This window comes from Streptomyces sp. NPDC088747, assembly GCF_044751025.1.
In the GTDB taxonomy this organism is placed as follows: domain Bacteria; phylum Actinomycetota; class Actinomycetes; order Streptomycetales; family Streptomycetaceae; genus Streptomyces.
Window position 1 is genome coordinate 107880 of record NZ_JBIVKZ010000017.1, and the last position, 24793, is coordinate 132672.

Sequence of the window (24793 nt, forward strand, 5' to 3'; positions counted from 1 at the left end):
GATCACCACGGGATCAACTCTGCATCACCTTTGGAGACCGTACGGCTTCATCGCGTGGGCGCATCGTGCATAAAATGTGCGCGAACCCGACGTCTGACCCTGTCGGAGTTTGGTTGATCATGGCCGAACACTTCCGGCAGCCGCTAATGTTGGCCGGGTCGAGGGCCTTGTTCCACTTTTCGGCCTGAGCGCGCTGTCGCGACCGCGAATCCACCGAGCCCGGACAGTGGGCTTCCATGGAGTGAAGTCAAGGAGGTTTGGTGCCCGCGCACAGGAAAGCCGTCCTGGAAGAGCCGTCAGAGGCTCCCCGAATAGGCCGGACGCCCTCCCTCCTCGACCGTTGGCCTTTCCGCCGGAAGCTCAACGTCCTGGTGATCGTGCCGCTCGCGGTGGTCTCGGCGATGCTCACCTACGTCGTCTACGCACAGATCGACCGCGCCGTCACCGCCGCCGACACCGCCCAACTGGTGCGGGACAGCGCGCAGGTCACCAAACTCATCGACGACGTGCAGGCCGAGCACCGCCAGGCGCTCCTGGTCTCGCTGCGCTACGAGGCCTCCGACGCCGATGACACCCCTCCCAACACCTCCACCTACCTCGACGCCCAGCAGAAGGTCAACACCCAGGCGGACGTGGTCCGTTCGGCGTTCGGTGACCGGCTGCCCGAGGCCGAGGCGCAGGTGCTCAAGGAACTCGAAGGCCTGGAGACCCTCCGGCAGACGGTCGAACAGGGGCCCATTCCGGCCGACAACATCGACCCCGCCTACGGATCGGTGATCGACGGCCTGATCAACGGACTCGGGCTCGGGCAGACCGACATGTCCTCGACGTCCTCGGCCAGCCTGCTCGACTCGCTGCTCCGCGCCGACACCGCCCACGCCTCCTTCGAGACCAGCGTCTTCGCGGCCCGGACCGGAGACGCCAACGCGCTGATCGAGTTCACCAGCGCGGTCGGTGACTACGACCAGTACCTCTCCCAGGCCGGCCGGTTCACCCGGTTCGCCAGCCCCGAGCAGGCGTCCTCGATCGACGGGATGGAGCACAACCCGTACCAGGGCGTCATCGCGCAGCACTTCGCCCAGCTCCAGGTCGACCCGAGCGCCCTGATCGCCGGCACCTCGGGGGAGCTGCGTACCGCCCTCTCCGACGCGCTCAGCGCCGAACCCACCTACGCCCGCCAGGCCGAGAGCCGGCTGAAGATCACCCAGTCGCTCATCGAGCAGCTCGCCTCCCAGGCCGAGGCCGCGTCGCGCGACGCCTGGTGGGACGTGACCTGGCTGGTCTCGGGCACCCTGCTCGCGCTGGCGTCCTGGTTCCTGTTCTCCGTACTGGTCCGCCGTTCCGTGGTGCGGGCCGTGCGGACGCTCACCGGCGCGGCCCAGCACGTGGCCACCGCCGCCGGGACCGAGCTGGCCAGGGTCGCGGACGACGACGCCGAGGACGCGAGCCCGCCGCGCCTGGACGCCGTGCCCGTACCGGTCCGCGACGAGATCGGCGAACTCGCCGAGGCCTTCAACCAGGTTCAGGTCACCGCGACCGCCCTGCTGGAGCGCCAGGTCGTCAGCCGCCGCAACATCGCCGAGATGTTCGGCAACGTCGGCCGCCGCGTCAGCAACCTGACGGCCCGTCAGCTCGCGCTGATCGACTCGGTGGAGCGCGGCGAGACGGACCCCGAGGTGCTGGAACGGCTGTACCGCATCGACCACATCGCCGTACGTCTCCAGCGCAACGCCGACAGCCTGATGCTGCTCGCCGGTATTCGCGAGGGCGGCCTCAACACCGGTCCCATGCGGCTCAGCAACATCGTGCGTGCCGCGCTCGGCCAGATCGAGGGTTACCAGCGCGTCACCCCGCACGCCGAGGGCGACGTCAACGTGGCCCCCGACATCGTTGGCGACCTGACCCTGATGCTCGCCGAACTGCTGGAGAACGCCGTGATGTTCTCCCCGGCGTCCAGCAACGTCGAAGTGGTCCTGAGGCCCCGGCACGGCTCCACCGGCGGCGCCCTCGTCGAGATCATCGACCACGGTCTCGGGATGAGCCCCGAGCGGCTGGCCGAGGAGAACGCGCGCCTGATCCGCCGCGAGCGCCTCGACCTGGCACCCACCGAGGTCCTCGGCCTCTTCGTGGTCGGTGGCCTGTCCCGGCGCTGGGGCATCGAGGTCGTGCTGTCCCGCACCCCGGGTGGCGGCGTCACCGTCACCGTCGCGGTGCCCTCCTCGCACCTGCTGCTCGCCGACCCGACGGGCGCCGCGGCGCGGGCGCCGCACATCATGCCCGCCGCTCGCCGCCCAGGCCCGCCCGAGCCCCGTCCCTCGACGGTCGCACCGGCCCCCGGTGCCTCGGCACTGCCCCGCAGGGTTCCGGCGCGCTCCCCGCAGGAGGAGTTCCCCGGCCACGCCCGCAGGCCGGAGCCCGCCACGGGAAGCGGCGGCGAGGACGCCCTGGCCCATCCCGTGAACGGACTCGGCCGGCCACGCGGCAACCCGGCTCCGTCGGACCCCGGCGAAGCCACCGGTTCGCTGCGGCGCCGGGTGCGCGGCGCGACACTGTCGGCCACCACCGCCTCGACGCGCCTGCCGAAACAGCCCATGCCGACTCCACGGCCACCTGCCTGGCAGCCCGTCGACCCGGAGGCAGCCCGCGACGAACTCGACGAGTTCGAGGCCGCCGTCCGGCGGGCGCAGAGCGACAGCGCGGCTCACGACATGGACACCGGGGCCGGTCGCCCCGGCGGCCCGGCCCACCAGACCACTCAGAGCAACAGACCCTCATTCCCGGAAGGCACGAGCAAGTGACCATGTGGACAGGCAAGCCGGAATCCGGAGCCACGGAACCGGTGACGGACGTCAAGGCCGCCGCTGCCGACTTCAATTGGCTGCTCAATCGGTTCGCCACCGAGACCGCCGGGGTCGTCGACGTCATCGGTGTCTCCTCCGACGGTCTGCTGCTCGCGGTCTCCCAACTCCGCGGCCAGGCCGACTCGGAGAGGCTCGCGGCGATCGTCTCGGGCATCACCAGCCTCGCCATGGGCGCGTCCGGCAACTACGGACTCGGCGGCCTGAACAAGGTCATCATCGACCTGGAGGAGGGACACGTCCTCGTGTCGGCGCTCGGTGCGGGCGCGGTGCTCGGAGTGGTCGCCTCCAAGGAGGCCAAGCTCGGCAACATCGCGTACGAGATGACGCTCTTCGCCAACCGCGCGGGCGCCGTCCTGAGCCCCCAGCTGGTGATGGAACTCAAGAACACCGTGGGTATCGCACCGACCGGCTGACGGTCGGCAGTTGACGGTCGACAAAGGCGTCGCCGGTCCATGACGACCCGCGAGGTGAAGGGATCAGGACGTGACGACGGCCGGCGAGCCATCAGGCGAGGACGACGCAGCGTGGGGAGTCGAGCCCCCCGCGTCGGTCGTCCGTCCCTTCCTGCTGACCGCGGGACGGATCGCGGGCGGCGACAGCCTCGTGCCGCCGATCCCGATCGAGACCCAGGTGGTCGCGACCGATCTGGGTCTGGCGGCACTTGACGCCTTCGTCTTCGACCAGCACCGCGACATCATCGCGGTCTGCCGCCAGCCGCAGTCGCTGGCGGAGATCGCCGCGAAACTGCGGATGCACTTGAATGTGATCAGGGTGCTCGCCGACGATCTGCGCGCCGACGGTCAACTGGCCTTGTACGCACCGCAGGCCGACTCCGCCCGCGACGCCACCGTATTGCGAAGGGTTATCGATGGTCTCCGAGCTATCCCCGACTCCCGGGGCGCGATCCGTGAGCGCTGACACCGAGGGTCCCCGGCAGCCTCCGCTGCCGGTGAAGATGGTCATCGCGGGCGGCTTCGGCGTGGGCAAGACCACGACGGTGGGCGCCATCTCCGAAATCGAGCCGCTGACCACCGAGGCGTCCATCACCTCGGTCGCCGCGGGCGTCGACGACCTCTCCCACACGCCGCACAAGGTGACGACCACCGTCGCCATGGACTTCGGCTGCGTCACCCTCGACCCGACCCTGAAGCTCTACCTGTTCGGGACGCCGGGCCAGGAGCGCTTCGGGTTCATGTGGGACGACCTGATCGAGGGCGCCCTCGGCGGTCTCGTCATAGTCGACACCCGCAGGCTCGACGACTGCTACGCGGCCGTCGACTACTTCGAGCACCGCCAGATCCCCTTCGCGGTGGCCATCAACGCCTTCGACGGCAAGGTCGAGCACGACCTGAACGACGTACGGTGGGCCCTCGACGTCGGCGAGCACGTGCCGCTCACCGTGTTCGACGCCCGCAACCGGGGATCGGTCCGCGACGCGCTCCTCGTCGTCCTCGAACACGCCCTGGCCACCGCGGAGAAGTAGGCGAACGGAAGAAGGGGCGGCGGCCAGTGGCCCGCCGCCCCTTTCGTCTTTCCGTCAGGCCGTACGGCGCCTGCGCACGCCCGGTGACACCGCCACCCGGGCCACCGCCCAGAACAGCACGAGGACGAACAGCGCCAGGACGGCTATGAGGGCGGCTCCGCCGGCCGTCTTCTCGAAGTCGCGCTGGTACAGGCCGTCCAGGATGTACCGGCCGACCCCGCCGAGGGCCACGTAGGCCGCGATCGTCGCCGTCGACACGATCTGGATCGCCGCCGAGCGCAGACCGCTGAGGATCAGCGGCAGCGCCGCCGGCACCTCCACCTGGAGAAGGATCTTCCCCTCCGACATGCCCATGCCGCGCGCGGCGTCGACGGGGGAGGGGTCCAGGGTGCGGATCGCCTCGTAGGTGGTGATGAGGATCGGGGGGATCGCCAGCACCACGAGCGGGATCATCACGGGCACGATGCCGAGGCCCAGCCAGACGAACATCAGCACCAGCAGGCCGAACGTCGGCAACGCCCGAGCCCCCGAAGCCACGAACGCCAGCGTGTTGCCGCCGCGGCCGGTGTGTCCGGTGACGAGCCCGACGGGCAGGCCGATGGCCGCGGCGATCGAGAGTGCCGCGGCGGTGTACTGGAGGTGCTCCCACACACGTTGCGGGATCCCGTCGTATCCGTGCCAGTGGGACCCGTCGCTGAAGAAGGACTGCATGAAGTTGAGTACGTTCACGAGACGCTCTCCGGGGTGCGGGCGGCGCCCGCGGTGGTGGACGTACGGCGTGCGGCCTTGCGGCTGGAGGGCGGCAGCCAGGGGGTGAGCACGCCCCGCAGCAGGACGAGCACGGCGTCGACCAGCACCGCGAGGACGGCGGTGGTGACTACCGAGTTCACCGCGAGCATGGGCCGGTGGTAGAGCATCGCGGTGGTCAGCAGATTGCCGAGCGCCCCCTCGTTGCCGATCAGCGAACCGACGCTGACCAGGCTGATGCTCGACGCGGTCGCCACTCGCAGACCCGCCATGATCGCGGGTACGGCGATGGGGAGTTGGACCTGGAGATAACGGCGTCCGGGACCGATGCCCATCGCCGTGGCTGCGGCGTTCGTCTCCTCGGGCACCGAGCGGACGCCGTCGACGACCGCCGGGACCAGGATCACCAGGCTGTAGAGGGACAGCGGGATCATCACGGTCGTCTTGCTCAGCCCCGTGTAGTCGATGAGCACCACGAAGAAGGCGATCGACGGGATGGCGTACAGCACCGTGGTGAGCCAGAGGACCGGCGGGTAGATCCAGTTGAAGCGGACGCACAGCAGACCGATCGGCAGCGCCAGCAGGAGACCGACCAGAACCGGGATCAGCGCTTCCTGCATATGCGTGGAGATCAGGCCGAGATAGCTGCTCTGCAGGTCGCTCGGGATGTCGAAGAAGCCGTTCATCGCCTGGCCTTCACCTGCGAGGGGACGGCCGGCGAGTCCGTGGCGCGCTGCTGCCTGGCCGCGCGGATCGCGGCGGAGATCCGCTCCTGTCCGGCGAGGCCCAGCACCTTCCCCGCTCCGTCCAGGGCGACCGCCTGGCCGCTGGGCGACAGTACCGCCCGGTCCAGGGCCACCCGCAGCGAGTCCCGGCCGACCTCGAAGCCCTGTCCGTACGGCTCCAGATCCTGCGTGTCGCCGCGCCAGGCCGTGAGGTCGGCCCAGCCCAGCGGCTTGCCGTCCGCGCCGGTGACCAGGACCGGAGCCTCGGTGCCGAGCCGTCCGGCGGCCTCCTGCCAGTCGGTGCCGGCCGGCAGGACCCGGCTGCTGTCCAACTCCAGGTCACGCGTGGACAGGAACGACAGTCCGCGGATGCCCCGGTCGGCGCCGAGGAACTCCTCGACGAAGGAGTCGGCCGGCGAGGACAACAGCTCGTCGGGCGAGGCGAACTGGGCGAGCTTGCCGCCGGTGCGCAGCACCGCGACCCGGTCGCCGATCCTGATGGCCTCGTCCATGTCGTGCGTGACGAACACGATGGCCTTGCCCAGCTCGCCCTGGATCCGCAGCAGTTCCTCCTGAAGGCCCCGGCGGACGACCGGGTCGACGGCGGAGAACGGCTCGTCCATCAGCAGGACCGGCGGGTCAGCGGCCAGCGCGCGGGCCACGCCGACGCGCTGCTGCTGGCCTCCGGAGAGCTGATAGGGGTAGCGGCGGGCCATGTCCTTGTCCAGGCCGACGCGTTCCATGAGTTCGGCGGCGCGGGCCCTGGCGCGCTGCTTGGACCAGCCCAGCAGCCGCGGCACGGTGGCGATGTTGTCGATGATCGTCCGGTGCTGGAAGAGCCCCGCGTTCTGGATGACGTAACCCATGGACTGGCGCAGCGCGTTGACCGGCGTGCGCTGGACGTCCTCGCCGTTGACCCGGATCGTGCCGCTGCTGGGCTCGATCATGCGGTTGATCATGCGGAGCGTGGTGGTCTTGCCGCACCCCGAAGGCCCGACGAGCACGGTGATGGAGTGGTTCGGTATCTGCAGTGACAGGCGATCGACGGCCACAGTGCCGTCGGCGTATCGCTTGCTGACATCTTCGATGGCTATCAAGCGTCGAAACCCTTCGGGAAGCGCATGCTCGCACGTGGTGCGATCACGTGTACGAGGGTGCGCAGTCTAGCCAGTTGGGGTCCGGGCCTGCTGAGGCGCCCGCCGTCGAGCCGCGCGGGTCAGTCCGCGGTGCGCACTCCGTCGAGGGCGACGGCCAGGACGCGGTCGCGCTGGGCGTCGTCCAGGAAGTTCGTCGAGGTGATCCCGGCGACCATCCGCAGCAGGTCGTCGAAGGTCATGTCCGTGCGCGCCCGGCCCGCTTTCTGCGCCCGCTCGAACAACGGGTTGCCCGCCGCGTACATGGAGTCCCTGCAGGCCAGGAAGATCTCCGACTCGTTGTTGAGCGCCTCGCGGATGGCCCGCTTGGTGACGGTGTAGTCCACGAACCGGCGCAGCCACGAGGACAGTGCCTCCCACGGCTCCAGCGGGGCTACCTCCTGCGCCACCCGGCACAGGTCGTCCACCTCGGTGGCGTACACGCTCTCGAAGAGATGGCGGCGGGTGGGGAAGTTCCGGTACAGGGTGCCGATGCCCACGCCCGCGCGTTTGGCGATGTCCTCCAGCGAGGCCTCGGCGCCGTTCTCCGCGAAGGCTTCGCGGGCGGCTGCCAGCAGGGCGTCGTAGTTGCGCGCGGCGTCCTTACGGTGCGGGCGCCTGGCCGTGACGATCTCGCTGACGGGGAACGACGGATCCGTCACTGCTGCCTCCCGGGGCGAACGAGGTTGAAGCGGAGGTATGCCTCCGCTACAGTGGAGGCGTACCTCCACTTTACCAGTCGGGGTGTGTTCCGCGTGGATGCGTGCGGCCGCACGCATTGTCGGCGCCCCACCCCCGCTCGACCCCGTACCGGGCCCCGCTGTCCGCGCCGCCCGCCCGACGCTTCCCCTTCTTCCCCGCACCCGCGCGCTCGTGGGTGTGCTCGACGCTGCTCCGCGGCGATCCCGTATCTCCTCTGCTCCGTCTCCCCCGCTCCATCTCCTCTGCTCCGTTCGGAGAGGTTCCTTCGATGCCCCGGAAGTCCACCCGCCTCACCTTCGCGGTCCTCGCGACCGGTGCCGGCGTGTTCTCCATGCTCCAGTCGCTGATCGCACCGGCCCTGCCGACCGTCCAGCACGCTCTGCACACCTCGCAGTCCACCGCGACCTGGGTGATGACGGCCTATCTGCTGTCCGCCTCGGTCTTCACACCGATCCTCGGCCGCGTCGGCGACCTGATCGGCAAGAAACGCACTCTCGTCGCCGTCCTGGTGACCGTGACGATCGGCTGTCTGCTCGCCGCGCTCGCGCCGACCATCGGGGTGCTGATCCTCGCCCGGGTCGTCCAGGGCATCGGGGGCGCGCTGTTCCCGCTGTCCTTCGGCATCATCCGCGACGAGTTCGCCCCCGCCCGGGTCGGCCCCAGCATCAGCAACCTGTCCGCCGTGATCGCCGCCGGCGGCGGGGTCGGCATGGTGGCGGCCGGTCCCATCGTGACCGCGCTCGACTACCGCTGGCTGTTCTGGCTCCCCGTCGGCGTCGTCGCCGTTACCACGCTGATCGCCCTGCGCTACGTCCCCGAGTCGCCCGGCCGGGCCGAGGGACGCGTCAACTGGCTCGGCGCGGTCCTGCTGTCCGGCTGGCTGGTGGCCCTGCTGCTGCCGCTCAGCCAGGCGAGCCGGTGGGGCTGGGGGTCGGCCCGGGTGATCGGGCTGTTCGCCGCCGCCGTCCTGCTCTTCGCGCTGTGGCTGCTGACCGAGGCACGCTCCCGCTTCCCGCTGATCGACCTGCGCATCATGCGGCTGCCCGCCGTGTGGACCACGAACACCGCCGCGCTGCTGTTCGGCGCGGGCATGTACTCGATCTGGTCCTTCCTGCCCGGCTTCGTACAGACCCCCTCCTCGGCGGGGTACGGCTTCGGCGCCAGTGTCACCGCGGCCGGGCTGCTCATGCTGCCCATGCTCCTCGCGATGTTCTGCTCGGGCGTCCTCAGCGGTCGCCTGGAACCCGTGATCGGCGCCCGGAACCTGCTTACGGCCGGTGCCGCGCTCGGCGCCGTGGCCTGCGGCTTCCTGGCCCTCTGGCACGACCAGCAGTGGCAGATCGCCTTCGCGGCCGGCGTCTTCGGCCTCGGCATCGGACTGGCCTTCGCCTCGATGGCCAACCTGATCGTCGGCAGCGTCCCGCCCGAGCAGACCGGCGCCGCGACCGGAATGAACGCCAACATCCGGACCATCGGAGGCTCCATCGGCGCGGCCGTGACCAGCGTCCTGGTCACCGGCCACCTCCAGCCCTCGGGCCTGCCCTACGCCTCCGGCTACACGCACGGTTTCAGCCTGCTCGCCGTGCTCTGCCTCGGCGCGGCGCTCGCGGCGCTCCTCGTGCCGGTGAAGCGCGCCGGACGCCTGCCGGTCACACCGCGCGCGTCCTCCGAGACGGCCCTCGAGAAGCCGGAGGCCGACGCCGCGCTGCCCAGGTGACCTGTTGACCAGGTGACCTGTTGACCAGGTGACTCGGCGAAGTGCGAAGTCCCCGAGCCCTGCCCGCCCGCGGTGATCGCACCGCGCGGGCGGGGCTCGGCCGGTTCGTCAGGCCTTGCGGCCGACCCCGCACCACATGGGCAGCGGACGGTCGGGCGCCACGTCGTCCGGGCCCGGCCGCCACTCGGGGAGCTGGACGACTCCGGGATCCAGCAGCTTCGTACCCTCGAAGAAGCGGGTCACGTCGGCGTGCGTGCGGGGGGTCGCGGACGCGTGCTCGGCGGCGCGCTCGTTGTAGACACGCATCGACTCGGCGACCTCGTCGGCTCCGATGTCCGACGCGGGGTGCGAGAGGACCAGATGACTGCCGGGGGCCAGCGCGTCCAGGAGGCGGCGCGCGATGGCGTAGGGGTCGTCGGCGTTCGGGACGTACTGGAGGATGGCCACCAGCATGAGGCCGACCGGCTGCGACAGGTCGAGCGTCTCCTGCGCCGCGGCGAGGATGTCGTCCACCTCGCGCAGGTCCGCGCTCAGGTAGTCCGTCGCACCGCTCGGGGTGCTGACGAGCAGCGCACGGGCGTGGGCCAGCACGATCGGGTCGTTGTCGACGTACACCACGCGGGCGCCGGGGTCGATGCGCTGCGCCACCTCGTGGGTGTTGTCCGCGGCCGGTATGCCGGTGCCGATGTCGAGGAACTGCCGGATGCCCACCGCGGACAGCTCGCGCACCGCGCGGCCGAGGAAGGCCCGGTTGGCCCGGACCGCGGGGATGATCTCCGGGTTGGCGGAGGCGGCCAGCTCGGCGGCCTCCTGGTCGGCCGGGTAGTTGTCCTTGCCGCCCAGCCACGCGTTGTAGACCCGCGCGGGGTGCGCCTCGGAGGAGTTGATCGGGACCATTCCGCCCGCCGACCGCTCGTTCATGCTGCCCAGCTCCTCATACACGTTCATCCGTCTGCACCTGCGCACACAGTAGTGGACGTTCCAGCACCAACTCCGCGGAGGGCACGATCGGTTGCGGGGCCGCGCCCACCAGGACTTCCGCCCCGTGCCGCCGGCGCCACAGCCAGCCGATGTCGCGTCCGAACGACCAGACGAGCACCACCAGCGCGAGCAGCACCGCGCCGGTGTTCACCTCGTAGGGCAGGACCCCGGCGGCCGCGACGAGCAGCATGACGCCCTGGACGGCGGCGACCGTCTTGCGGGCCATGCTCGGCGGCAGCGCGGCGTTCAGCCACGGCGCCACCCTGGCCGCCGCCACGAAGGCGTAGCGCATCGTGCCGATCAGCAGCACCCACGGGCCGAGCGACGTGGAGACGTACACGCTCAGCACCAGGACGAGGAACGAGTCGACCTCCATGTCGAAGCGGGCGCCCAGCGCCGAGGACGTGCCGGTGCGACGGGCGACCTGGCCGTCGACGCCGTCGAGGATCAGGGCGACCGCGGTCAGGCCCACCAGGAGCGTGACCGGCGGCGAGTCCTGGAAGGAGTCCGCGACCAGGGCGGTGACGCCGCCCACGAGGATGGCCCGGCCCAGGGTCACGCGGTTGGCGGGCCCGAAGGAACGGGGCCGGGCGCGGCGCAGGGCGCGGTTCAGCACCGCCCAGGTGGCGAACGCGAACGCGAGGCCCGTCAGCCAGCCCGCGGGGCCCATGCCGATCGCCGAGCCCAGCAGAGCCAGGACCAGGAGCTGGATTCCCGCTCCGACGATGGTCTCCTGCTGGGGGAGCCTCAGGTCGTATGTGTTGTTCAGGGCCACCGCATGTCCTCCGGCCGTATGACAGAGTCGATCAACGCCGCGTACTGTGCGCGGCTTGTCACCGCTCCGTACGTGAAGATCTGCCGGATCGTTCAGGGACCGCTCATGGAACTCACAGCCCGCGCCTTCTGGATCGCCTCTCCGGGCCACGGCGAGATACGCGAAGTCACCCTCGCGGAACCGGCCGAGGACGAGGTGCTCGTACGCACGCTCTACTCGGGCGTGAGCAGGGGAACCGAGACCCTCGTCTTCCGCGGCGGCGTGCCCGAGAACCAGCACGCCGCGATGCGCGCGCCCTTCCAGGACGGCGACTTCCCCGCGCCCGTGAAGTACGGCTATCTCAACGTCGGACTGGTCGAGGTGGGACCCGCGGCCCTGCTCGGCCGGACCGTCTTCTGCCTCTATCCGCACCAGACGCGCTACGTCGTCCCCGCGAGCTCCGTCACCCCCGTACCGGAGTCGGTGCCCGCCGGCCGCGCCGTGCTCGCCGGGACGGTGGAGACCGCGGTGAACGCCCTGTGGGACGCCGCGCCGTTGATCGGCGACCGGATCGCCGTGGTCGGCGGCGGCATGGTCGGCTGCTCGGTCGCCGCGCTCCTGGCACGGTTCCCCGGCGTACGCGTCCAGCTCGTCGACGCCGATCCGGCGCGCGGGGAGATCGCGCGGGCGCTCGGCGTCGACTTCGCGCTTCCCGCGGACGCGGCGGGCGAACTCGACCTCGTCGTGCACGCCAGCGCCACCGAGGCCGGTCTCGCGCGGGCGCTGGAACTCCTCGCCCCCGAGGGGACCGTGATCGAGCTCAGCTGGTACGGCGACCGGCGGATCGGCCTGCCGCTGGGGGAGGCCTTCCACTCCCGGCGCCTCACGGTGCGCAGCAGCCAGGTCGGTTCCCTCTCCCCGGCGCGACGAGCGGGCCGCACCTACGCCGACCGGTTCGCGCTCGCCCTCGAACTCCTCGCCGAACCGGGCTTCGACGCGCTTGTCACGGGCGAGTCACGGTTCGATGAACTCCCCGACGTGATGGGCCGGTTGGCGTCCGGATCCATACCCGCGTTGTGTCACCGCGTGGTCTACGACGGGGTTTGAGCCGGCGACAACCTGCCTGACCTCCGAAGAAAGGGGAACCGGCGGCTGAACAAGGCGAACGGACCAGCCGTACTACACGGCACGGTCCCGGCAGGGGATCAGACGCACCGCACCTGGAGGGTCGTCCGTTGTTCAGCATCACCGTCCGCGATCACCTGATGATCGCCCACAGCTTCCGTGGCGAGGTCTTCGGCCCCGCGCAGCGCCTGCACGGGGCGACGTTCCTGGTGGACGCCACCTTCCGGCGCGCCGAGCTGGACGACGACAACATCGTCGTCGACATCGGACTGGCCACGCAGGAACTCGGCGCGGTCGTCAGCGACCTGAACTACCGCAACCTCGACAACGAACCGGTGTTCAAGGACACGAACACCTCGACGGAGTTCCTGGCCAAGGTCATCGCCGACCGGTTGGCCGACCGCATCCTCGCCGGAGCCCTGGGCGAGGGCGCCCAAGGGCTCGCCGGCATCACCGTCACCCTGCACGAGTCGCACATCGCCTGGGCGAGTTACGAGCGTGCGCTGTGACCGACACGACCATCGACCAGGCGTCGGTGAACGGCGACCGGGCCCCGCTGAACTACGTGCCGGTGCAGAACGCGGCTCTCCAGAAGGCCGAGATCATCCCCATGTCCCTGCGCTCCGTGCACTTCGTCATGCCCGGCGGCGTCGACGACCCCGCCGCGCCGAGCGGCGGCAACGCCTACGACCGGCGGCTCTGCCTGGACCTGCCCGGCTTCGGCTGGCAGGTCCACCGGCACGCCGTCGCGGGCGAGTGGCCGCGCCCCGGCACCAACGCCCGTGCCGAACTCGCCCGCACGCTGCGGGAGTTGCCGGACGGCTCGACGGTCCTGCTCGACGGTCTCGTCGCCTGCGGTGTCCCCGAGATCATCGTCCCCGAGGCCGAACGGCTGGCCCTCACCGTCCTGGTGCACCTGCCGCTAGGCGACGAGCGCGGACTCGCCCCCGCCGTGGCGGCCGACCTGGACGCCAGGGAACGTACGACGCTACGGGCCGTGTCCGCCGTCGTCGCCACCAGCGAATGGGCGGTGCGCAGGCTCGTCGCCCACCACGGACTCGCCCCCGAACGCGTCCATGTCGCCGAGCCCGGCGCCGACATCGCGCCGCTCGCCTCCGGCACCGACGGCGTCTCCCGGCTGCTGTGCGTCGCCTCGGTCACCCCGCGCAAGGGACAGCACCGGCTGGTCGAGGCCCTCGCGACCGTCACCGACCTGCCCTGGAGCTGTGTCCTGGTCGGCGGACTCGCCCAGGATCCGGCGTACGTCGCCCAGATCCGCGCCCAGATCGAGAAGTACGGCCTCGGCAACCGGCTGCACCTGGTGGGACCGCAGGCGGGCGCGGAGCTCGACGCGAGCTATGCCGCCGCCGACCTGATGGTCCTCACTTCGTACGCCGAGACGTACGGCATGGCCGTCACCGAGGCGCTCGCGCGCGGGATCCCGGTGCTGGCGACCGACGTCGGCGGGCTTCCCGAGGCGGTCGGCCGCGCGCCCGACGGCGGCGTGCCCGGCATCCTCGTACCACCGGAGGACCCGGCGGCCCTCGGCGTGGAACTGCGCGGCTGGTTCGGCGAGGCCGACGTGCGCCGCCGGCTCAAGGCCGCGGCCCGCGGCCGGCGCACCGCGCTGAACGGCTGGGCCACCACCGCCCGCACCCTGGCCGGCGTCCTGGGACGGCTGCCCCGCGAACCCCGGAGGGCGGCATGAGCGGTACGGCCATCACTGCCTCGGAGGTACCGGACATGCCCGAGGTCCCGGACGTACCCGGGTCCGAGGTGCGCGCGGGAGCGCCGGGCGAGCGTGTCGACGCCGGCGCCGACGACGTGACGCGGTACGCGCCCCAGTGGCTCCAGTTGCGTGAGGGCGCCGACGCCGCCGCGCGGGCACCGGAGCTGCTCGACACCCTGCGGATACGGCTCGCGAACCGGCCGGGACGACGCGGCGACGACCTGGTGATCCACGACCTCGGCTGCGGCACCGGTTCCATGGGCCGCTGGCTCGCGCCCCGGCTCGACGGCGGCCAGCACTGGATCCTGCACGACCGGGACCCCTACCTCCTGCACTTCGCGACCGTCGGCGCACCGCGCTCGGCGGCCGACGGCAGCCGCGTCACCGTCACCACCCAGCGCGGCGACATCGGCCGGCTGACCGTCGACGCCCTGGCGGGCGCCTCACTGGTCACCGCCTCCGCGCTCCTCGACGTCCTCACCGGCGAGGAGATCGACCGGCTCGCCGCGGCCTGCACGGGCGCCGGAGTACCCGCCCTGCTGACGCTCTCCGTCGTCGGCCGCGTCGAGATCACCCCGTCCGACCCGCTGGACGCGGAGTTCGCCGAGGCGTTCAACGCCCACCAGCGCCGCGACGACCTGCTCGGCCCGGACGCCATCACGGCCGCTTCCCAGGCCTTCGCCCGCCACGGCGCCACGGTCCGCACCCACCCCAGCCCGTGGCGGCTCGGCCCCGACACCGCCGAGCTCGCCCAGGAGTGGCTGCGCGGCTGGGTCGGCGCGGCCTGCGAGCAGCGCCCCGAACTCGCCGCGCACGCCGAGGAGTACCTCCGGTCCCGGTCGGCGACCGCCGCGGCGGGCGAGCTGCGTGTCGTCGTGCACCACAGCGACCTGCTCGCGCTGCCCCGTCCGACGGGCGGCGCGCTGTGAGCGCGGCGGTGACGGCGGACGGCAGGCCCAGCCGCGTCCGCGTCAACGCCCGCCGGATCCGTACCCACCTCGGCACCGTCGCCGGTACCGCGATCCTCGGCGTGCTGCTCTGGCGGCTCGGCACCGGCGTCTTCCTGGACGGCCTGCGCCGGATCGACGCGCCGACCCTGCTCGCGGCCGTCGGACTCGGGCTGCTCACCACGGTGTTGAGCGCCTGGCGCTGGTGCCTGGTGGCGCGCGGACTGCGCATCAGGCTGCCGCTGGCCCCGGCCGTCGCCGACTACTACCGGGCTCTGTTCCTCAACGCGGCGCTGCCCGGCGGCGTCCTCGGCGATGTGCACCGCGCCGTACGGCACGGCCGCAGCGCCGGGGACATCGGTCGCGGCGTACGAGCGGTGGTCCTCGAACGGACAGCCGGGCAGGCCGTGTTGCTGGCCGTCGGGGCGGGGGTCCTGCTCACCCAGCCGTCCCCGGTGCTCGCCGAGACGCGCCACCTCGCGCTGCTCCTCGCCGTCGTCTCGGTGTGCGGAGTCGTCACCCTCGGCGCGGTGCGCAAGGTGCGGGCGCCCGGCCGCGCCCGGCGGTTCGGTGCCCTGCGCGCCGCGCTCGTCGAAGCGCGCGGCACGCTGCTGGCCCGCGAGAACTGGCCCGGCCTCGCGCTCTCGTCGGTCGTCGTGCTCGCCGGCCACCTCGCGACGTTCCTGCTCGCCGCCCGCGTCGCCGGATCCACCGCGTCCGCCGCCCAGCTGCTGCCGTTGGCCCTGCTGGCGCTGCTCGCCATGGGCCTGCCGCTGAACGTGGGTGGTTGGGGCCCCCGCGAGGGTGTCACCGCCTGGGCGTTCGGCGCCGCCGGCCTCGGCGCGAGCATGGGCCTGACCGTCGCCGTGGTCTACGGGGTGCTCAGCTTCGCCGCGAGCCTGCCCGGCGTGGTCGTCCTGGTCGTCCGGTGGTCGGCGGCGCTCCGGCGCCCCCGGGAGGAGAGCGCGGGAGGGCATGAGCAATGCCGACGATCGACGACCGCCGAGGTACCGGTCTCCGCAGCGCCGGTCTCCGAAGGCCCGGTCTACGAAGTCCCGGTCTACGAAGTCCCCTTCGCCAGGGGCGGGTTCGCCGAAGTCACCAGGGAGAAATACGCCCCGAACGCCTCGGTCAGCCCCGCCAGCAGTTCCTTCCCCTTCCCGGCGTCGGCCATCGAAGGACGGCCGATGACACCGGACTCGGTATAGGCGGACATCCCGAGCGTCAGCAGGTGCCGTCGGTCGTCCGCGAGGAAATCGGAGGTCTCATAACCCTCCCTGACCAATTCCGGATGGGCGTGCAGAAGAATGGAGGTCTCTATTTCCCCCGCGTGCATATCGCTGAGCAGCGAGGTCTCCACTCCGGCCCGCTCCCTCGCGCCTTCCCAGTCCTCCATGGCCGGGAAAAGCGCCATGCGCGTACCACTGCCCGCGGATTCCTGAACCACATTGCCCAGTACGTAGTTTCCGCCGTGGCCGTTGACGAGCACCAGGGTGTCGACGCCGGACCGGCGGAGCGAGTCGGCGATGTCCCTGACCACCGCGTGGAGCGTGACGGAAGAGATGCTGACGGTCCCCGGCCACGCGGCGTGCTCGTGCGAGCAGGAGATCGTCACCGGAGGAAGGAGGTGGACCGGATACGCGGCCGCGATCTCCCGCGCGATGGCACACGCGACGAGTGTGTCCGTCGCGAGCGGAAGGAACGCCCCGTGTTGTTCGAAACTCCCCACGGGAAGCACGGCGACCTGCCGTGACACACCCGCGCCGCGCGCTCGTACGTCATCCGTGGTGTCTACCGGCAACAGACCGGATACCGTCGAGCGCGTTCCCGAACCACTCATGTTTTCACGGCCTTTCGACTCTGCTTAGGAATCAGATCATGACAGATAACTCTGGAGCACTCGGCGGGAATGCCCACCGCACAGGTGTCGAACGCGTCGTGATTGCCCCATTGCCCACCGTGTACGGCGCATTCCACGCCGTCGGTTACCTCGACCACGACCGCGGCGAGGAACAAGTGGCCCTGGTGTACGGGGACCTGCCCGACATCGGTGAAGGGGACACCCTCACCCGGCTGCACTCGGAGTGCCTGACCGGGGACGCCTTCGGGTCCATGCACTGCGAGTGCGGCGACCAACTCGCCGCCGCGCTGCGCGCCATCGTCGCTGAAGGCCGCGGCATCCTCGTCTACCTCCGGGGCCACGAGGGCCGGGGCATAGGCCTGCTCGCCAAACTCCGGGCCATGCAGCTCCAGTCGGAGGGCATGGACACCGTCGAGGCGAACCTCGCCCAGGGCCTGCCGGTGGACGCCCGCGACTACCGGGTGGCGGCGGAGATCCTGCACGACCTCGGCGTACGGTCCGTGCGGCTGATGTCGAACAACCCGCGCAAGCGTGAGGCCCTGCTGCGCGACGGCATCAGGGTCGCCGAACAGGTCCCCCTGCTGATCCCGCCGTGCGAGGAGAACCTCAGCTACCTGCTGACCAAGCGCGAGCGCATGGACCACGACCTGCCCCATCTGGACGGAGCCCACCTCGGCGGATCCGACCGGAACGGCGCCCACTTGGACCACCGCGATCTTCTGCGGATCGGCGAGGACGGCTATCACTGAGGAACGAGAGAAGCCGACGCCGCCGAAATCCCAGCCCTTTGACGACAGCGTCGTCGTCTTCACGGTCGTCAGCGTCGGCTCCCTCGGCGGGACCTGATTCCGCTCGGCGGCGTGCTGGGCTCAGTCCAGCACCGACTCCTGCACCAGCCGCTTCAGTTCGCGGAAGATCGAGTGGGAGGAGGCGGGGCGGACCTGGGTCAGGAACTGCACGGTCACGTCGTTCTCCGGGTCCACCCAGAACGTCGTACTGGCGACTCCGCTCCAGCCGTACGCGCCCTGGCCGGCCGGGGACTGGGTGATCTCCGGGTCCACCACGACGGAGACACCGAGACCGAAGCCGAGGCCCGCGTTGGACGGCTCCTGGTGGGCGAGGCTGCCGAAGGTGCGGCGGTCGGCGTTGCCCGGCAGGTGGTTGGAGACCATCAGGTCCACGGTCGCGGGCTTCAGCAGACGGGTGCCGTCGAGTTCCCCGCGCAGCCTGAGCATCTCCATGAAGCGGTGGTAGTCGTGGGCGGTGGAGACCATGCCGCCGCTCCCGGACACGCAGCGGGGGCGGCCGTGCAGGGGCAGACCGACGATCGGGGAGATCCCGCCGTCCTCGTCCTCCCCGTACAACTCGGCCAGCCTTCCCGCCTGTTCGTCCGTGACACAGAACCCCGCGTCCTTCATCCCGAGCGGCCCGAAGATCCGCTCGGCCAGGAACACGTCGAGGTCCTGGCCGGACGCCACCTCGATGACGCGGCTGAGAACGTTGGTGGCGACGGAGTAGTTCCACTGCGTACCCGGTTCGAACTGGAGCGGCAGCCCGGCGTACACCTCGCAGGTCTCGGCCAGGTCCGCACCCGCCGGGACGGACGACTCCAGGCCGGCCTCCCGGTACAGCGCGTCGACGGGATGCGTGTGGTAGAAGCCGAAGGTCAGGCCAGAGGTCTGGGTCAACAGGTGCCGGACGAGGATCGGTCCGGCCGCCGGGCGGGTCCTGGTGTCCGGGCCGGATCCCTCCACGTACACCCGAGGTTCGGCGAAGGAGGGGATGAAGTCGGCGACGGGATCGTCGAGCCGGAGTCGGCCCTCCTCCATGAGCATCAGCGCGGCGACCGAGGTGACCGGCTTGGTCATCGAGTACATCCGCCACAGGGTGTCGGTCTCGACGGGGAGTCCGGCCTCGCGGTCGCGGCAGCCGTACGTGGTGAGGTGGGCGACGCGGCCGTGCCGGGACACGGACACCAGGAATCCGGGGAGTCTGCCGTCGTCGACCAGGTGGGCGAAGTGCTGATCGAGGCGGGCCAGCGCCTTCGGATCGAGATCGGCCTCGCGCGGCTCGACCTCCTGTCGCAGGTGTCCCATGACTCTCCTCCGGGCTGCGGCTCTTGGACCAACTCGCTTCATGGTCCCGTACAGACTCATGAACCGCCGTCTGCCCCGCACTTGTTGATGAACTCCTTGCGAATGCGTCCCGGCCTCCTCGGGGATCCCGGTAGCCTCAGCGGCGTCGGTTGCCCGGAATGTCTCACGCGATGGGGAGCGTTGAGCAGGACATGACTCAGGACATCACTCAGGACGCGACGCAGGACGCGCTGCTCGGGCTGCTCTCCGAGTACAAGGGCGGGGTGCTGGTCACCGTCAAGAAGGACGGCAGACCCCAGCTGTCGAACGTGAGCCACGCCTACTACCCCGACGAGCGGATCATCCGGGTCTCGCTCACCGACGACCGCGCCAAGACCCGCAACCTGCGCCGGGACACGCGGGCCTCGTACCACGTCACCAGCGGGGACCGGTGGGCCTACACCGTCACCGAGGGCACGGCCGAACTCACCCCCGTCGCCGCCGATCCGCACGACGAGACCGTCGAGGAACTCGTCAGGCTCTACCGCGACGTCCTTGGGGAGCACCCCGACTGGGACGACTTCCGTGCCGCCATGGTCCGCGACCGGCGTCTCGTCCTACGCCTCCGGGTGGAGCGCGCGTACGGGATTCCCGCCTCCTGACGCCTCCCGGCCCGCGCCGTCGGTGCGGGCCTCGATCGCGGTGAGCACGGCCGCCATGTCGGCACCCCCGTGTCCCAGGGCGACGGTCTCCTCGAACAGGGCGTGACAGACGTCGAGCAACGGCGAGGCCAGGCCCGCCTTCCTGGCGGCCTCGGCGATCAGTTCGTTGTTCATCAGGACGTCGCGGGCCGCGGCCTGCACGGCGAAGTCGCGCTCCAGCAGCTTGGGGGCCTTCATCCGGGAGACGGCGCTGGACATCGGTCCCGCGCCCAGCACCTCCAGGAACAGCTTCCGGTCCAGACCCTGCCGGTCGGCGAAGTGGAACGCCTCGCCGAGGCCGGTCACCAGGGTGATCAGGAACAGATTCACCGAGAGCTTCATCAGCAGGGCGTTCGGCACCGGCCCGCAGTCGAACGTCTCGCGGCACATCGGCCGGAGCAACGCGCGTACCTCCGCGGCCGCTTCGGGGTCCCCGGCGAGCATCGCCACCAGCTCTCCGGCCTCCGCCGGAACCCGCGAGCCGGAGACGGGCGCCTCGGCGTACCGGCCGCCCGCCGTGCGGATGTCGGCCGCCAGCCCGCGCGAGTACTCCGGTGACGTCGTGCCCATGTGCACGACGGTGTGTCCGGCCACGCGCGCGGCGAAGTCCGGGGTGCCCCGGCCAAGGGCGGAGTCGATCGCCTTCTCGTTCGCCAGCATCAGGAACACGACCCGGGCACTCCCGAAGACCTCGGCGGGAGAGGCGGCCACCTCGGCGCCGGCCGCGCGCAGCGGCTCGGTCCTGGCGGCCGTGCGGTTCCAGACGACGAGGGCGGTTCCGGCCCGCGCCAGGTTGAGCGCCATGGGCTGTCCCATGATTCCGAGGCCGATGAAACCCACCTGCACGACGCACCCCGTTCCCGGCCGGCCGGCGGGTGCGCCGGGCCGTCCCACCACCGAACCGCCGACTATGACAGCCGTCATGGTAGCGAGGTCCATGACGGCTGTCATAGTCGAGGTGACGCGTACGGACGGACTCCGGCGCGTAGCGGCGCCCCCGACGGGCGCCCAGAAAGGGAGGTCGGCGATGGCGGGTTCCGGACGGGGGCCGCGCGAGCGAATGGTGTTCAGCGCGGCGCAGCTCATCCGGCGCGACGGGGTCAGCGCGACGGGCATGCGCGAGGTCGCCGCGCACGCGGGCGCGCCGCGCGGCTCTCTTCAGCACTACTTCCCGGGCGGCAAGGAGCAGTTGGTCAACGAGGCCGTGGACTGGGCGGGAGGCTACGCCGCCAAGCGCGTCGCCCGCTTCCTCGCCGGGATGCCGCAGCCGACGCCGAGCGGTCTGTTCGCGGCGATGGTGCGGCAGTGGACCGAGGAGTACAGGACGGCCGGGTTCGCCGCCGGCTGCCCCGTCGCCGCGGCGACCGTCGACTGCGCCGAGTCCACCGACTCCACCAGGACGGCCGCCGCCGCCGCGTTCGCCCGCTGGAGCCGTCCGGTCGCCGGGGCGCTGACGGACCTGGGCGTTCCGCGCGACCGCGCCGAACCCCTCGCCACCTTGATGATCAGCGCGCTGGAGGGCGCGCTCCTCATCGCCAGGGCCGAGCGGGACGTACGGGCGCTGACGACCGTGTCCCGTGAGCTCGGCCCCCTCCTGGACGCGGCGCGCTCGGGAAACCGGCCCGTGCCGGTGGAGTCGTAGGACACCCGCGGGAAAACCAGAGCCCAGGTCCCCGCACGCCTGCCGGGCGCCGGGGACCTGGGACGGCGGGCGGACTCAGACAGCGACCTTCTCCCGTCCCGCGGGCTCGGAGACCGCACGCTCGCCGAGCCGCTCGGTCGGCACCTTGTGCGTCTCGCGGGCGGTGAGCGCGGCGATCACCGGCGGGACGCACAGGGCCGCGGTGAACAGGGCGACGCCGAACCAGCCGTCGCCGTCCGGACCCGCGATCTGCGCAGCGAAGGTGACGGCGAACCCGGCGACGGCGAAGCCGATCTGGGTGCCGATCGCCATGCCGGAGAGCCGGACACGGGTGGAGAACATCTCGCCGTAGAAGGACGGCCAGACACCGTTGGCCGCGCTGTAGACGATGCCGAAGGTGATGATGCCGAGCACGAGGATCAGCGGGTAGGAACCGGTGGAGATCGCCCACAGGTACACGAACATCATGATCGCGCTGCCGACCGCGCCGACCAGGAAGACCGGACGGCGCCCGACGCGGTCGGAGAGCCTGGCCCACAACGGGATCGCGCCGAGCGCCGCCAGGTTGGCGAGCGCGCCGACCCACAGCATCTGCGAGCGGGACAGACCGACGGAGTCGCTGGTCCCGTACGCCAGCGCCCACACCGTGAAGATCGTGCTGACCGAGGCGATGAGGGCGGCGGCGACGACCCGCAGGACGTCCGCCCAGTGCTCGCGGAGCAGGATGGCGAGGGGCAGTTTGGCGACGCCCTCGGACGCGGCCTGCTGGGTGAAGGCCGGGGTCTCCTGGAGCGTGCGGCGGATGACGAAGCCGACGACGGCCACGGCGACGCTGGCCCAGAACGGGATGCGCCAGCCCCAGGACAGCAACTGGTCCTCGGGCAGCGCGGCGACCGGCAGGAAGACCAGCGTCGCCAGGAGCTGGCCGCCCTGGGTGCCGCTGAGCGTGAAGCTGGTGAAGAAGCCGCGCCGGTCCGGCGGCGCGTGTTCCAGCGTCATGGAGTTGGCGCTTGCCTGCTCGCCGGCGGCCGAGATGCCCTGGAGGACGCGGCACAGGACCAGCAGGATCGGGGCGAGGACGCCCACCTGGTCGCGGGTCGGCAGGCAGCCGATGAGGAACGTCGACAGGCCCATCAGGATCAGCGTGAAGACCATGATCTTCTTGCGGCCGACCCGGTCGCCGAAGTGACCCAGGAAGAGCGCGCCGATCGGGCGGGCCGCGTACGCGACACCGAAGGTGCCGAGCGAGAGGAGCGTCGCGGTGGCCGGGTCGGACTCGTCGAAGAAGACCTTGGGGAAGATCAGGGCGGCGGCGCTGCCGTAGATGAAGAAGTCGTAGTACTCCAGGGCGCTTCCGATCCAGGCGGCCGTGGCGGCCTTCCTGGGCTGGCCGGGTGGCGCGTCGAGCGGGACGGCGGGGACAGACACGGCTGGCTCCTTCGAGGGAACTCCGGGGACGGGAGTGGCGGCGGGGGAGGGGTGCCGGGGCCCTGGGGTGGCGGGCCGGCCGTGCCGGGTGCGCGCTTCGCCCAATTGCTGGACTGCTGGGCGCCCGGCTAATTAACCCACTGGATAGTTAGTAGCGGATGGCTACGGATGTTGCGCTCGCGTTTCCCGGGTGTCAAGAGGTCGCGTCGAAGGATTTCTCGTGCCCGGGTCCGGTGAAGGCTCCGGGCACGGGCTGTCAGTGGTCCGCCGGAAGGTCCGCCGCCTGGTCCCGCGAACGTTCCGCGGTGAGGTAGGCGATGACCATGTCGCCGAGCATGTTCCGGTAGTGCTCGCGCTGGTCGGGGGCGACCAGGTCGCGGCCGAAGAGGGCGCCGAAGGTGTGCCGGTTGGCGACCCGGAAGAAGCAGAACGCGCTGATCATCGCGTGCAGGTCCACGGCGTCGACGTCGGCCGTGAACAGGCCGGACCCACGGCCGGTCTCCAGGATGCGGCTGATCACGTCCAGCGCCGGGGAGCCGATCCTGCCGAGCTCCTCGGAGGCCGCGATGTGCTCCGCCTCGTGGATGTTCTCGATGCTCACCAGGCGGATGAAGTCGGGATGCGCCTCGTGGTGGTCGAAGGTGAGCTCCGCGAGCCGGCGGATGGCCGCGACCGGGTCCAGGTGCTCGACGTTCAGCTCCTGCTCCGCCCGCCGGATCACCGTGTACGCGCGCTCCAGGACGGCCGTGAACAGCTGCTCCTTGCCGCCGAAGTAGTAGTAGATCATCCGCTTCGTGGTGCGGGTGCGGGCGGCGATCTCGTCCACCCGCGCGCCGGCGTAACCGGCGCGCGCGAACTCCTCGGTCGCCACGTCGAGAATCTCGGCCTTGGTGCGGGCGGCGTCACGGATGCGCCCGTTGGGTCGTGCCGGTTCTTCGACGCTGGTCATCGGGCTTCCTTCGGGCGAGGGGCGGGTCGAGCGGTGGGTGCGGGACCGGTGCCCGCGATTGTAGAAGCAGGCCGCCGGTACGGGCTTTCCCGTCCGGGTCTTCCCGAACGGGCGCCGCCCTGGTATCACTGACTAACGAACCAGTTCGTACATTAGTGAGTGCCTGTCGCTCATCCGTCGCCCGCGACACGTCAGCAGACTGTCACTCGGCAGCAGCCCGGAGGCCCGCCGTGCACCAGAACTCGTACCTCGTCGGCCTGATCGGATCCGGTATCGGCCCCTCGCTGAGCCCAGCGCTGCACGAGCGGGAGGCCGACCGGCAGGGGCTGCGCTATCTCTACCGGCTGATCGACCTCGACCGGCTCGGCGTCGGCCCCGAAGCGGTGGGCGTGCTCGTGCGCGCCGCCCGCGATCTCGGTTTCGACGGACTGAACATCACGCACCCCTGCAAGCAACTGGTCATCGCGCACCTCGACGAACTCGCCCCGCAGGCCGAGGCGCTCGGCGCGGTCAACACCGTCGTCTTCGAGGGTGGTCGCGCGATCGGCCACAACACGGACGTCACCGGGTTCGCGGCCTCCTTCGCGCGCGGGCTGCCCGACGTTCCGCTGGACCGGGTGGTGCAGCTGGGCGCGGGCGGTGCGGGGGCCGCCGTCGCGCACGCCGTCCTCACCCTGGGCGCCGGGCACGTGACCGTCGTCGACGCGGTGCCCGAGCGGGCGGCCGGTCTCGCCGGTTCCCTGAACCGGCACTTCGGTGAAGGGCGGGCCGCCGCCGGGACGCCGGAGGGGCTCGGGGATCTCCTCGACCGGGCCGACGGGGTCGTGCACGCGACGCCCACCGGGATGGCCGCGCATCCGGGACTGCCGTTCCCCGCCTCGCTGTTGAGTCCACGGCTGTGGGTCGCCGAGGTCGTCTACCGGCCGCTGGAGACCGAGTTGCTGCGGGTGGCCCGTGAACGGGGGTGCGCCACCCTCGACGGTGGGGGGATGGCGGTCTTCCAGGCGGCGGACGCGTTCCGGCTGTTCACCGGGCGGGAGCCCGACAGTGGGCGGATGCTGGCGGACATCGCCGAGCTGGCCGCCCCGGCGGGTGCGGGGGCCGCGGGTGCGCGGGGTTGAGGGCGCCTCGGGGGGAGGGGGGCTGAAGTGGTGCGCGGGTGCGGGAGCGGTGGGGGTTGCTCGCGCAGTTCCCCGCGCCCCTGGAGGGGCGCTCGTTTTCTGTCGGTTCAGT

General features: G+C 71.2%; 24 protein-coding genes and 1 pseudogene. 14 read left to right on the plus strand and 11 right to left on the minus strand.

What is annotated here, in order from left to right; genetic code table 11:
* Positions 1 to 260 precede the first annotated feature (260 nt).
* The 4 genes from ACIP79_RS32600 (at position 261) to ACIP79_RS32615 (ending at position 4344) form a co-directional block, all read left to right on the plus strand.
* Positions 261 to 2798 (plus strand): ATP-binding protein, encoded by a 2538-nt coding sequence (locus ACIP79_RS32600; RefSeq protein ID WP_401228969.1) that lies wholly within the window; start codon positions 261 to 263, stop codon positions 2796 to 2798.
* 2 nt (positions 2799 to 2800) lie between these two features.
* On the plus strand, positions 2801 to 3274 hold the full coding sequence (locus ACIP79_RS32605; protein ID WP_401229231.1) for a roadblock/LC7 domain-containing protein: 474 nt from the start codon (positions 2801 to 2803) through the stop codon (positions 3272 to 3274).
* A 70-nt stretch (positions 3275 to 3344) separates the two neighbouring features.
* A complete protein-coding gene (locus tag ACIP79_RS32610; protein WP_383688227.1) occupies positions 3345 to 3779 on the plus strand; it encodes a DUF742 domain-containing protein in 435 nt (144 codons plus the stop codon).
* Complete coding sequence (locus tag ACIP79_RS32615) at positions 3730 to 4344, plus strand: GTP-binding protein (RefSeq protein ID WP_401228972.1); 615 nt, start codon at positions 3730 to 3732, stop codon at positions 4342 to 4344. Before ACIP79_RS32610 ends, ACIP79_RS32615 begins: the two co-directional genes overlap by 50 nt.
* Positions 4345 to 4398: 54 nt before the next feature.
* Here ACIP79_RS32615 and ACIP79_RS32620 read toward each other — a convergent pair whose 3' ends face one another.
* From ACIP79_RS32620 to ACIP79_RS32635, 4 genes are all read right to left on the minus strand, one after another.
* On the minus strand, positions 4399 to 5073 hold the full coding sequence (locus ACIP79_RS32620; RefSeq protein ID WP_401228975.1) for an ABC transporter permease: 675 nt from the start codon (positions 5071 to 5073) through the stop codon (positions 4399 to 4401).
* Positions 5070 to 5777, minus strand: coding sequence for an ABC transporter permease (locus ACIP79_RS32625; RefSeq protein ID WP_401228978.1), 708 nt, complete (start codon positions 5775 to 5777; stop codon positions 5070 to 5072). The genes ACIP79_RS32620 and ACIP79_RS32625 overlap by 4 nt, the downstream gene beginning before the upstream one ends.
* Positions 5774 to 6913 carry an ABC transporter ATP-binding protein gene (locus ACIP79_RS32630; protein ID WP_401228981.1) on the minus strand — a complete coding sequence of 380 codons (1140 nt, stop codon included), beginning with the start codon at positions 6911 to 6913 and terminating at the stop codon, positions 5774 to 5776. Before ACIP79_RS32630 ends, ACIP79_RS32625 begins: the two co-directional genes overlap by 4 nt.
* 119 nt (positions 6914 to 7032) lie before the next feature.
* Positions 7033 to 7611, minus strand: coding sequence for a TetR/AcrR family transcriptional regulator (locus ACIP79_RS32635; protein ID WP_383688015.1), 579 nt, complete (start codon positions 7609 to 7611; stop codon positions 7033 to 7035).
* 308 nt (positions 7612 to 7919) lie between these two features.
* Here ACIP79_RS32635 and ACIP79_RS32640 point away from each other — a divergent pair, with 308 nt between their 5' ends.
* Positions 7920 to 9368, plus strand: coding sequence for an MFS transporter (locus ACIP79_RS32640; RefSeq protein ID WP_401228984.1), 1449 nt, complete (start codon positions 7920 to 7922; stop codon positions 9366 to 9368).
* A gap of 108 nt (positions 9369 to 9476) precedes the next feature.
* On the opposite strand, the gene ACIP79_RS32645 is transcribed toward ACIP79_RS32640, so the two are convergent.
* Positions 9477 to 10289, minus strand: coding sequence for an SAM-dependent methyltransferase (locus tag ACIP79_RS32645; RefSeq protein WP_401229234.1), 813 nt, complete (start codon positions 10287 to 10289; stop codon positions 9477 to 9479).
* A gap of 13 nt (positions 10290 to 10302) precedes the next feature.
* Positions 10303 to 11124: a CDP-alcohol phosphatidyltransferase family protein gene (locus ACIP79_RS32650; RefSeq protein ID WP_401228986.1), complete on the minus strand. Its 822-nt coding sequence runs from the start codon at positions 11122 to 11124 to the stop codon at positions 10303 to 10305.
* 105 nt (positions 11125 to 11229) lie between these two features.
* Here ACIP79_RS32650 and ACIP79_RS32655 point away from each other — a divergent pair, with 105 nt between their 5' ends.
* The 5 genes and pseudogenes from ACIP79_RS32655 to ACIP79_RS32675 all read left to right on the plus strand — a co-directional run.
* The gene (locus tag ACIP79_RS32655) at positions 11230 to 12210 is read left to right on the plus strand and encodes a zinc-binding alcohol dehydrogenase (protein ID WP_401228987.1); all 981 of its coding nucleotides are present in this window, start codon (positions 11230 to 11232) and stop codon (positions 12208 to 12210) included.
* 128 nt (positions 12211 to 12338) lie between these two features.
* Positions 12339 to 12737 (plus strand): 6-pyruvoyl tetrahydropterin synthase family protein, encoded by a 399-nt coding sequence (locus ACIP79_RS32660; protein ID WP_383688020.1) that lies wholly within the window; start codon positions 12339 to 12341, stop codon positions 12735 to 12737.
* On the plus strand, positions 12734 to 13936 hold the full coding sequence (locus ACIP79_RS32665; protein WP_401228990.1) for a glycosyltransferase family 4 protein: 1203 nt from the start codon (positions 12734 to 12736) through the stop codon (positions 13934 to 13936). Before ACIP79_RS32660 ends, ACIP79_RS32665 begins: the two co-directional genes overlap by 4 nt.
* A gap of 35 nt (positions 13937 to 13971) precedes the next feature.
* On the plus strand, positions 13972 to 14886 hold the full coding sequence (locus ACIP79_RS32670) for a class I SAM-dependent methyltransferase (protein WP_401229237.1): 915 nt from the start codon (positions 13972 to 13974) through the stop codon (positions 14884 to 14886).
* A 101-nt stretch (positions 14887 to 14987) separates the two neighbouring features.
* Positions 14988 to 15746 (plus strand): annotated as a pseudogene (locus tag ACIP79_RS32675) (lysylphosphatidylglycerol synthase transmembrane domain-containing protein); the annotation flags it as partial.
* Positions 15747 to 15964: 218 nt separating this feature from the next.
* On the opposite strand, the gene ACIP79_RS32680 reads toward ACIP79_RS32675, so the two are convergent.
* Positions 15965 to 16744, minus strand: coding sequence for a creatininase family protein (locus ACIP79_RS32680; protein WP_401228994.1), 780 nt, complete (start codon positions 16742 to 16744; stop codon positions 15965 to 15967).
* A gap of 38 nt (positions 16745 to 16782) precedes the next feature.
* Here ACIP79_RS32680 and ribA point away from each other — a divergent pair, with 38 nt between their 5' ends.
* A complete protein-coding gene (gene ribA, locus ACIP79_RS32685) occupies positions 16783 to 17514 on the plus strand; it encodes a GTP cyclohydrolase II (RefSeq protein ID WP_401228997.1) in 732 nt (243 codons plus the stop codon).
* A gap of 120 nt (positions 17515 to 17634) precedes the next feature.
* Here ribA and ACIP79_RS32690 read toward each other — a convergent pair whose 3' ends face one another.
* The gene (locus ACIP79_RS32690; protein ID WP_401229000.1) at positions 17635 to 18861 is read right to left on the minus strand and encodes a serine hydrolase domain-containing protein; all 1227 of its coding nucleotides are present in this window, start codon (positions 18859 to 18861) and stop codon (positions 17635 to 17637) included.
* A 203-nt stretch (positions 18862 to 19064) separates the two neighbouring features.
* On the opposite strand from ACIP79_RS32690, the gene ACIP79_RS32695 reads away from it, so the two are divergent.
* Positions 19065 to 19502, plus strand: coding sequence for a PPOX class F420-dependent oxidoreductase (locus tag ACIP79_RS32695; protein ID WP_401229240.1), 438 nt, complete (start codon positions 19065 to 19067; stop codon positions 19500 to 19502).
* Here ACIP79_RS32695 and ACIP79_RS32700 read toward each other — a convergent pair.
* Positions 19458 to 20387 carry an NAD(P)-dependent oxidoreductase gene (locus ACIP79_RS32700; RefSeq protein ID WP_401229242.1) on the minus strand — a complete coding sequence of 310 codons (930 nt, stop codon included), beginning with the start codon at positions 20385 to 20387 and terminating at the stop codon, positions 19458 to 19460. The genes ACIP79_RS32695 and ACIP79_RS32700 overlap by 45 nt on opposite strands.
* 181 nt (positions 20388 to 20568) lie before the next feature.
* Here ACIP79_RS32700 and ACIP79_RS32705 point away from each other — a divergent pair, with 181 nt between their 5' ends.
* The gene (locus ACIP79_RS32705) at positions 20569 to 21183 is read left to right on the plus strand and encodes a TetR/AcrR family transcriptional regulator (protein ID WP_401229003.1); all 615 of its coding nucleotides are present in this window, start codon (positions 20569 to 20571) and stop codon (positions 21181 to 21183) included.
* Positions 21184 to 21258: 75 nt separating this feature from the next.
* On the opposite strand, the gene ACIP79_RS32710 is transcribed toward ACIP79_RS32705, so the two are convergent.
* Positions 21259 to 22611 (minus strand): MFS transporter, encoded by a 1353-nt coding sequence (locus ACIP79_RS32710; RefSeq protein ID WP_401229006.1) that lies wholly within the window; start codon positions 22609 to 22611, stop codon positions 21259 to 21261.
* A gap of 256 nt (positions 22612 to 22867) precedes the next feature.
* Positions 22868 to 23560, minus strand: a complete 693-nt coding sequence (locus ACIP79_RS32715; protein ID WP_401229009.1) for a TetR family transcriptional regulator — start codon at positions 23558 to 23560, stop codon at positions 22868 to 22870.
* Positions 23561 to 23790: 230 nt separating this feature from the next.
* On the opposite strand from ACIP79_RS32715, the gene ACIP79_RS32720 reads away from it, so the two are divergent.
* On the plus strand, positions 23791 to 24681 hold the full coding sequence (locus ACIP79_RS32720; RefSeq protein WP_401229011.1) for a shikimate dehydrogenase: 891 nt from the start codon (positions 23791 to 23793) through the stop codon (positions 24679 to 24681).
* The last annotated feature ends 112 nt before the right edge of the window (positions 24682 to 24793 follow it).

Bases quoted from the DNA above. Each gene is read 5' to 3' on its own strand.
- ACIP79_RS32680 (WP_401228994.1), bottom strand. From the start codon at position 16,744: ATGAGTGGTTCGGGAACGCGCTCGACGGTATCCGGTCTGTTGCCGGTA.
- ribA (WP_401228997.1), top strand. From the start codon at position 16,783: ATGACAGATAACTCTGGAGCACTCGGCGGGAATGCCCACCGCACAGGT.
- ACIP79_RS32605 (WP_401229231.1), top strand. From the start codon at position 2,801: ATGTGGACAGGCAAGCCGGAATCCGGAGCCACGGAACCGGTGACGGAC.
- ACIP79_RS32615 (WP_401228972.1), top strand. From the start codon at position 3,730: ATGGTCTCCGAGCTATCCCCGACTCCCGGGGCGCGATCCGTGAGCGCT.
- ACIP79_RS32640 (WP_401228984.1), top strand. From the start codon at position 7,920: ATGCCCCGGAAGTCCACCCGCCTCACCTTCGCGGTCCTCGCGACCGGT.
- ACIP79_RS32690 (WP_401229000.1), bottom strand. From the start codon at position 18,861: ATGGGACACCTGCGACAGGAGGTCGAGCCGCGCGAGGCCGATCTCGAT.
- ACIP79_RS32625 (WP_401228978.1), bottom strand. From the start codon at position 5,777: ATGAACGGCTTCTTCGACATCCCGAGCGACCTGCAGAGCAGCTATCTC.
- ACIP79_RS32655 (WP_401228987.1), top strand. From the start codon at position 11,230: ATGGAACTCACAGCCCGCGCCTTCTGGATCGCCTCTCCGGGCCACGGC.
- ACIP79_RS32705 (WP_401229003.1), top strand. From the start codon at position 20,569: ATGGCGGGTTCCGGACGGGGGCCGCGCGAGCGAATGGTGTTCAGCGCG.
- ACIP79_RS32670 (WP_401229237.1), top strand. From the start codon at position 13,972: ATGCCCGAGGTCCCGGACGTACCCGGGTCCGAGGTGCGCGCGGGAGCG.
- ACIP79_RS32715 (WP_401229009.1), bottom strand. From the start codon at position 23,560: ATGACCAGCGTCGAAGAACCGGCACGACCCAACGGGCGCATCCGTGAC.
- ACIP79_RS32645 (WP_401229234.1), bottom strand. From the start codon at position 10,289: ATGAACGAGCGGTCGGCGGGCGGAATGGTCCCGATCAACTCCTCCGAG.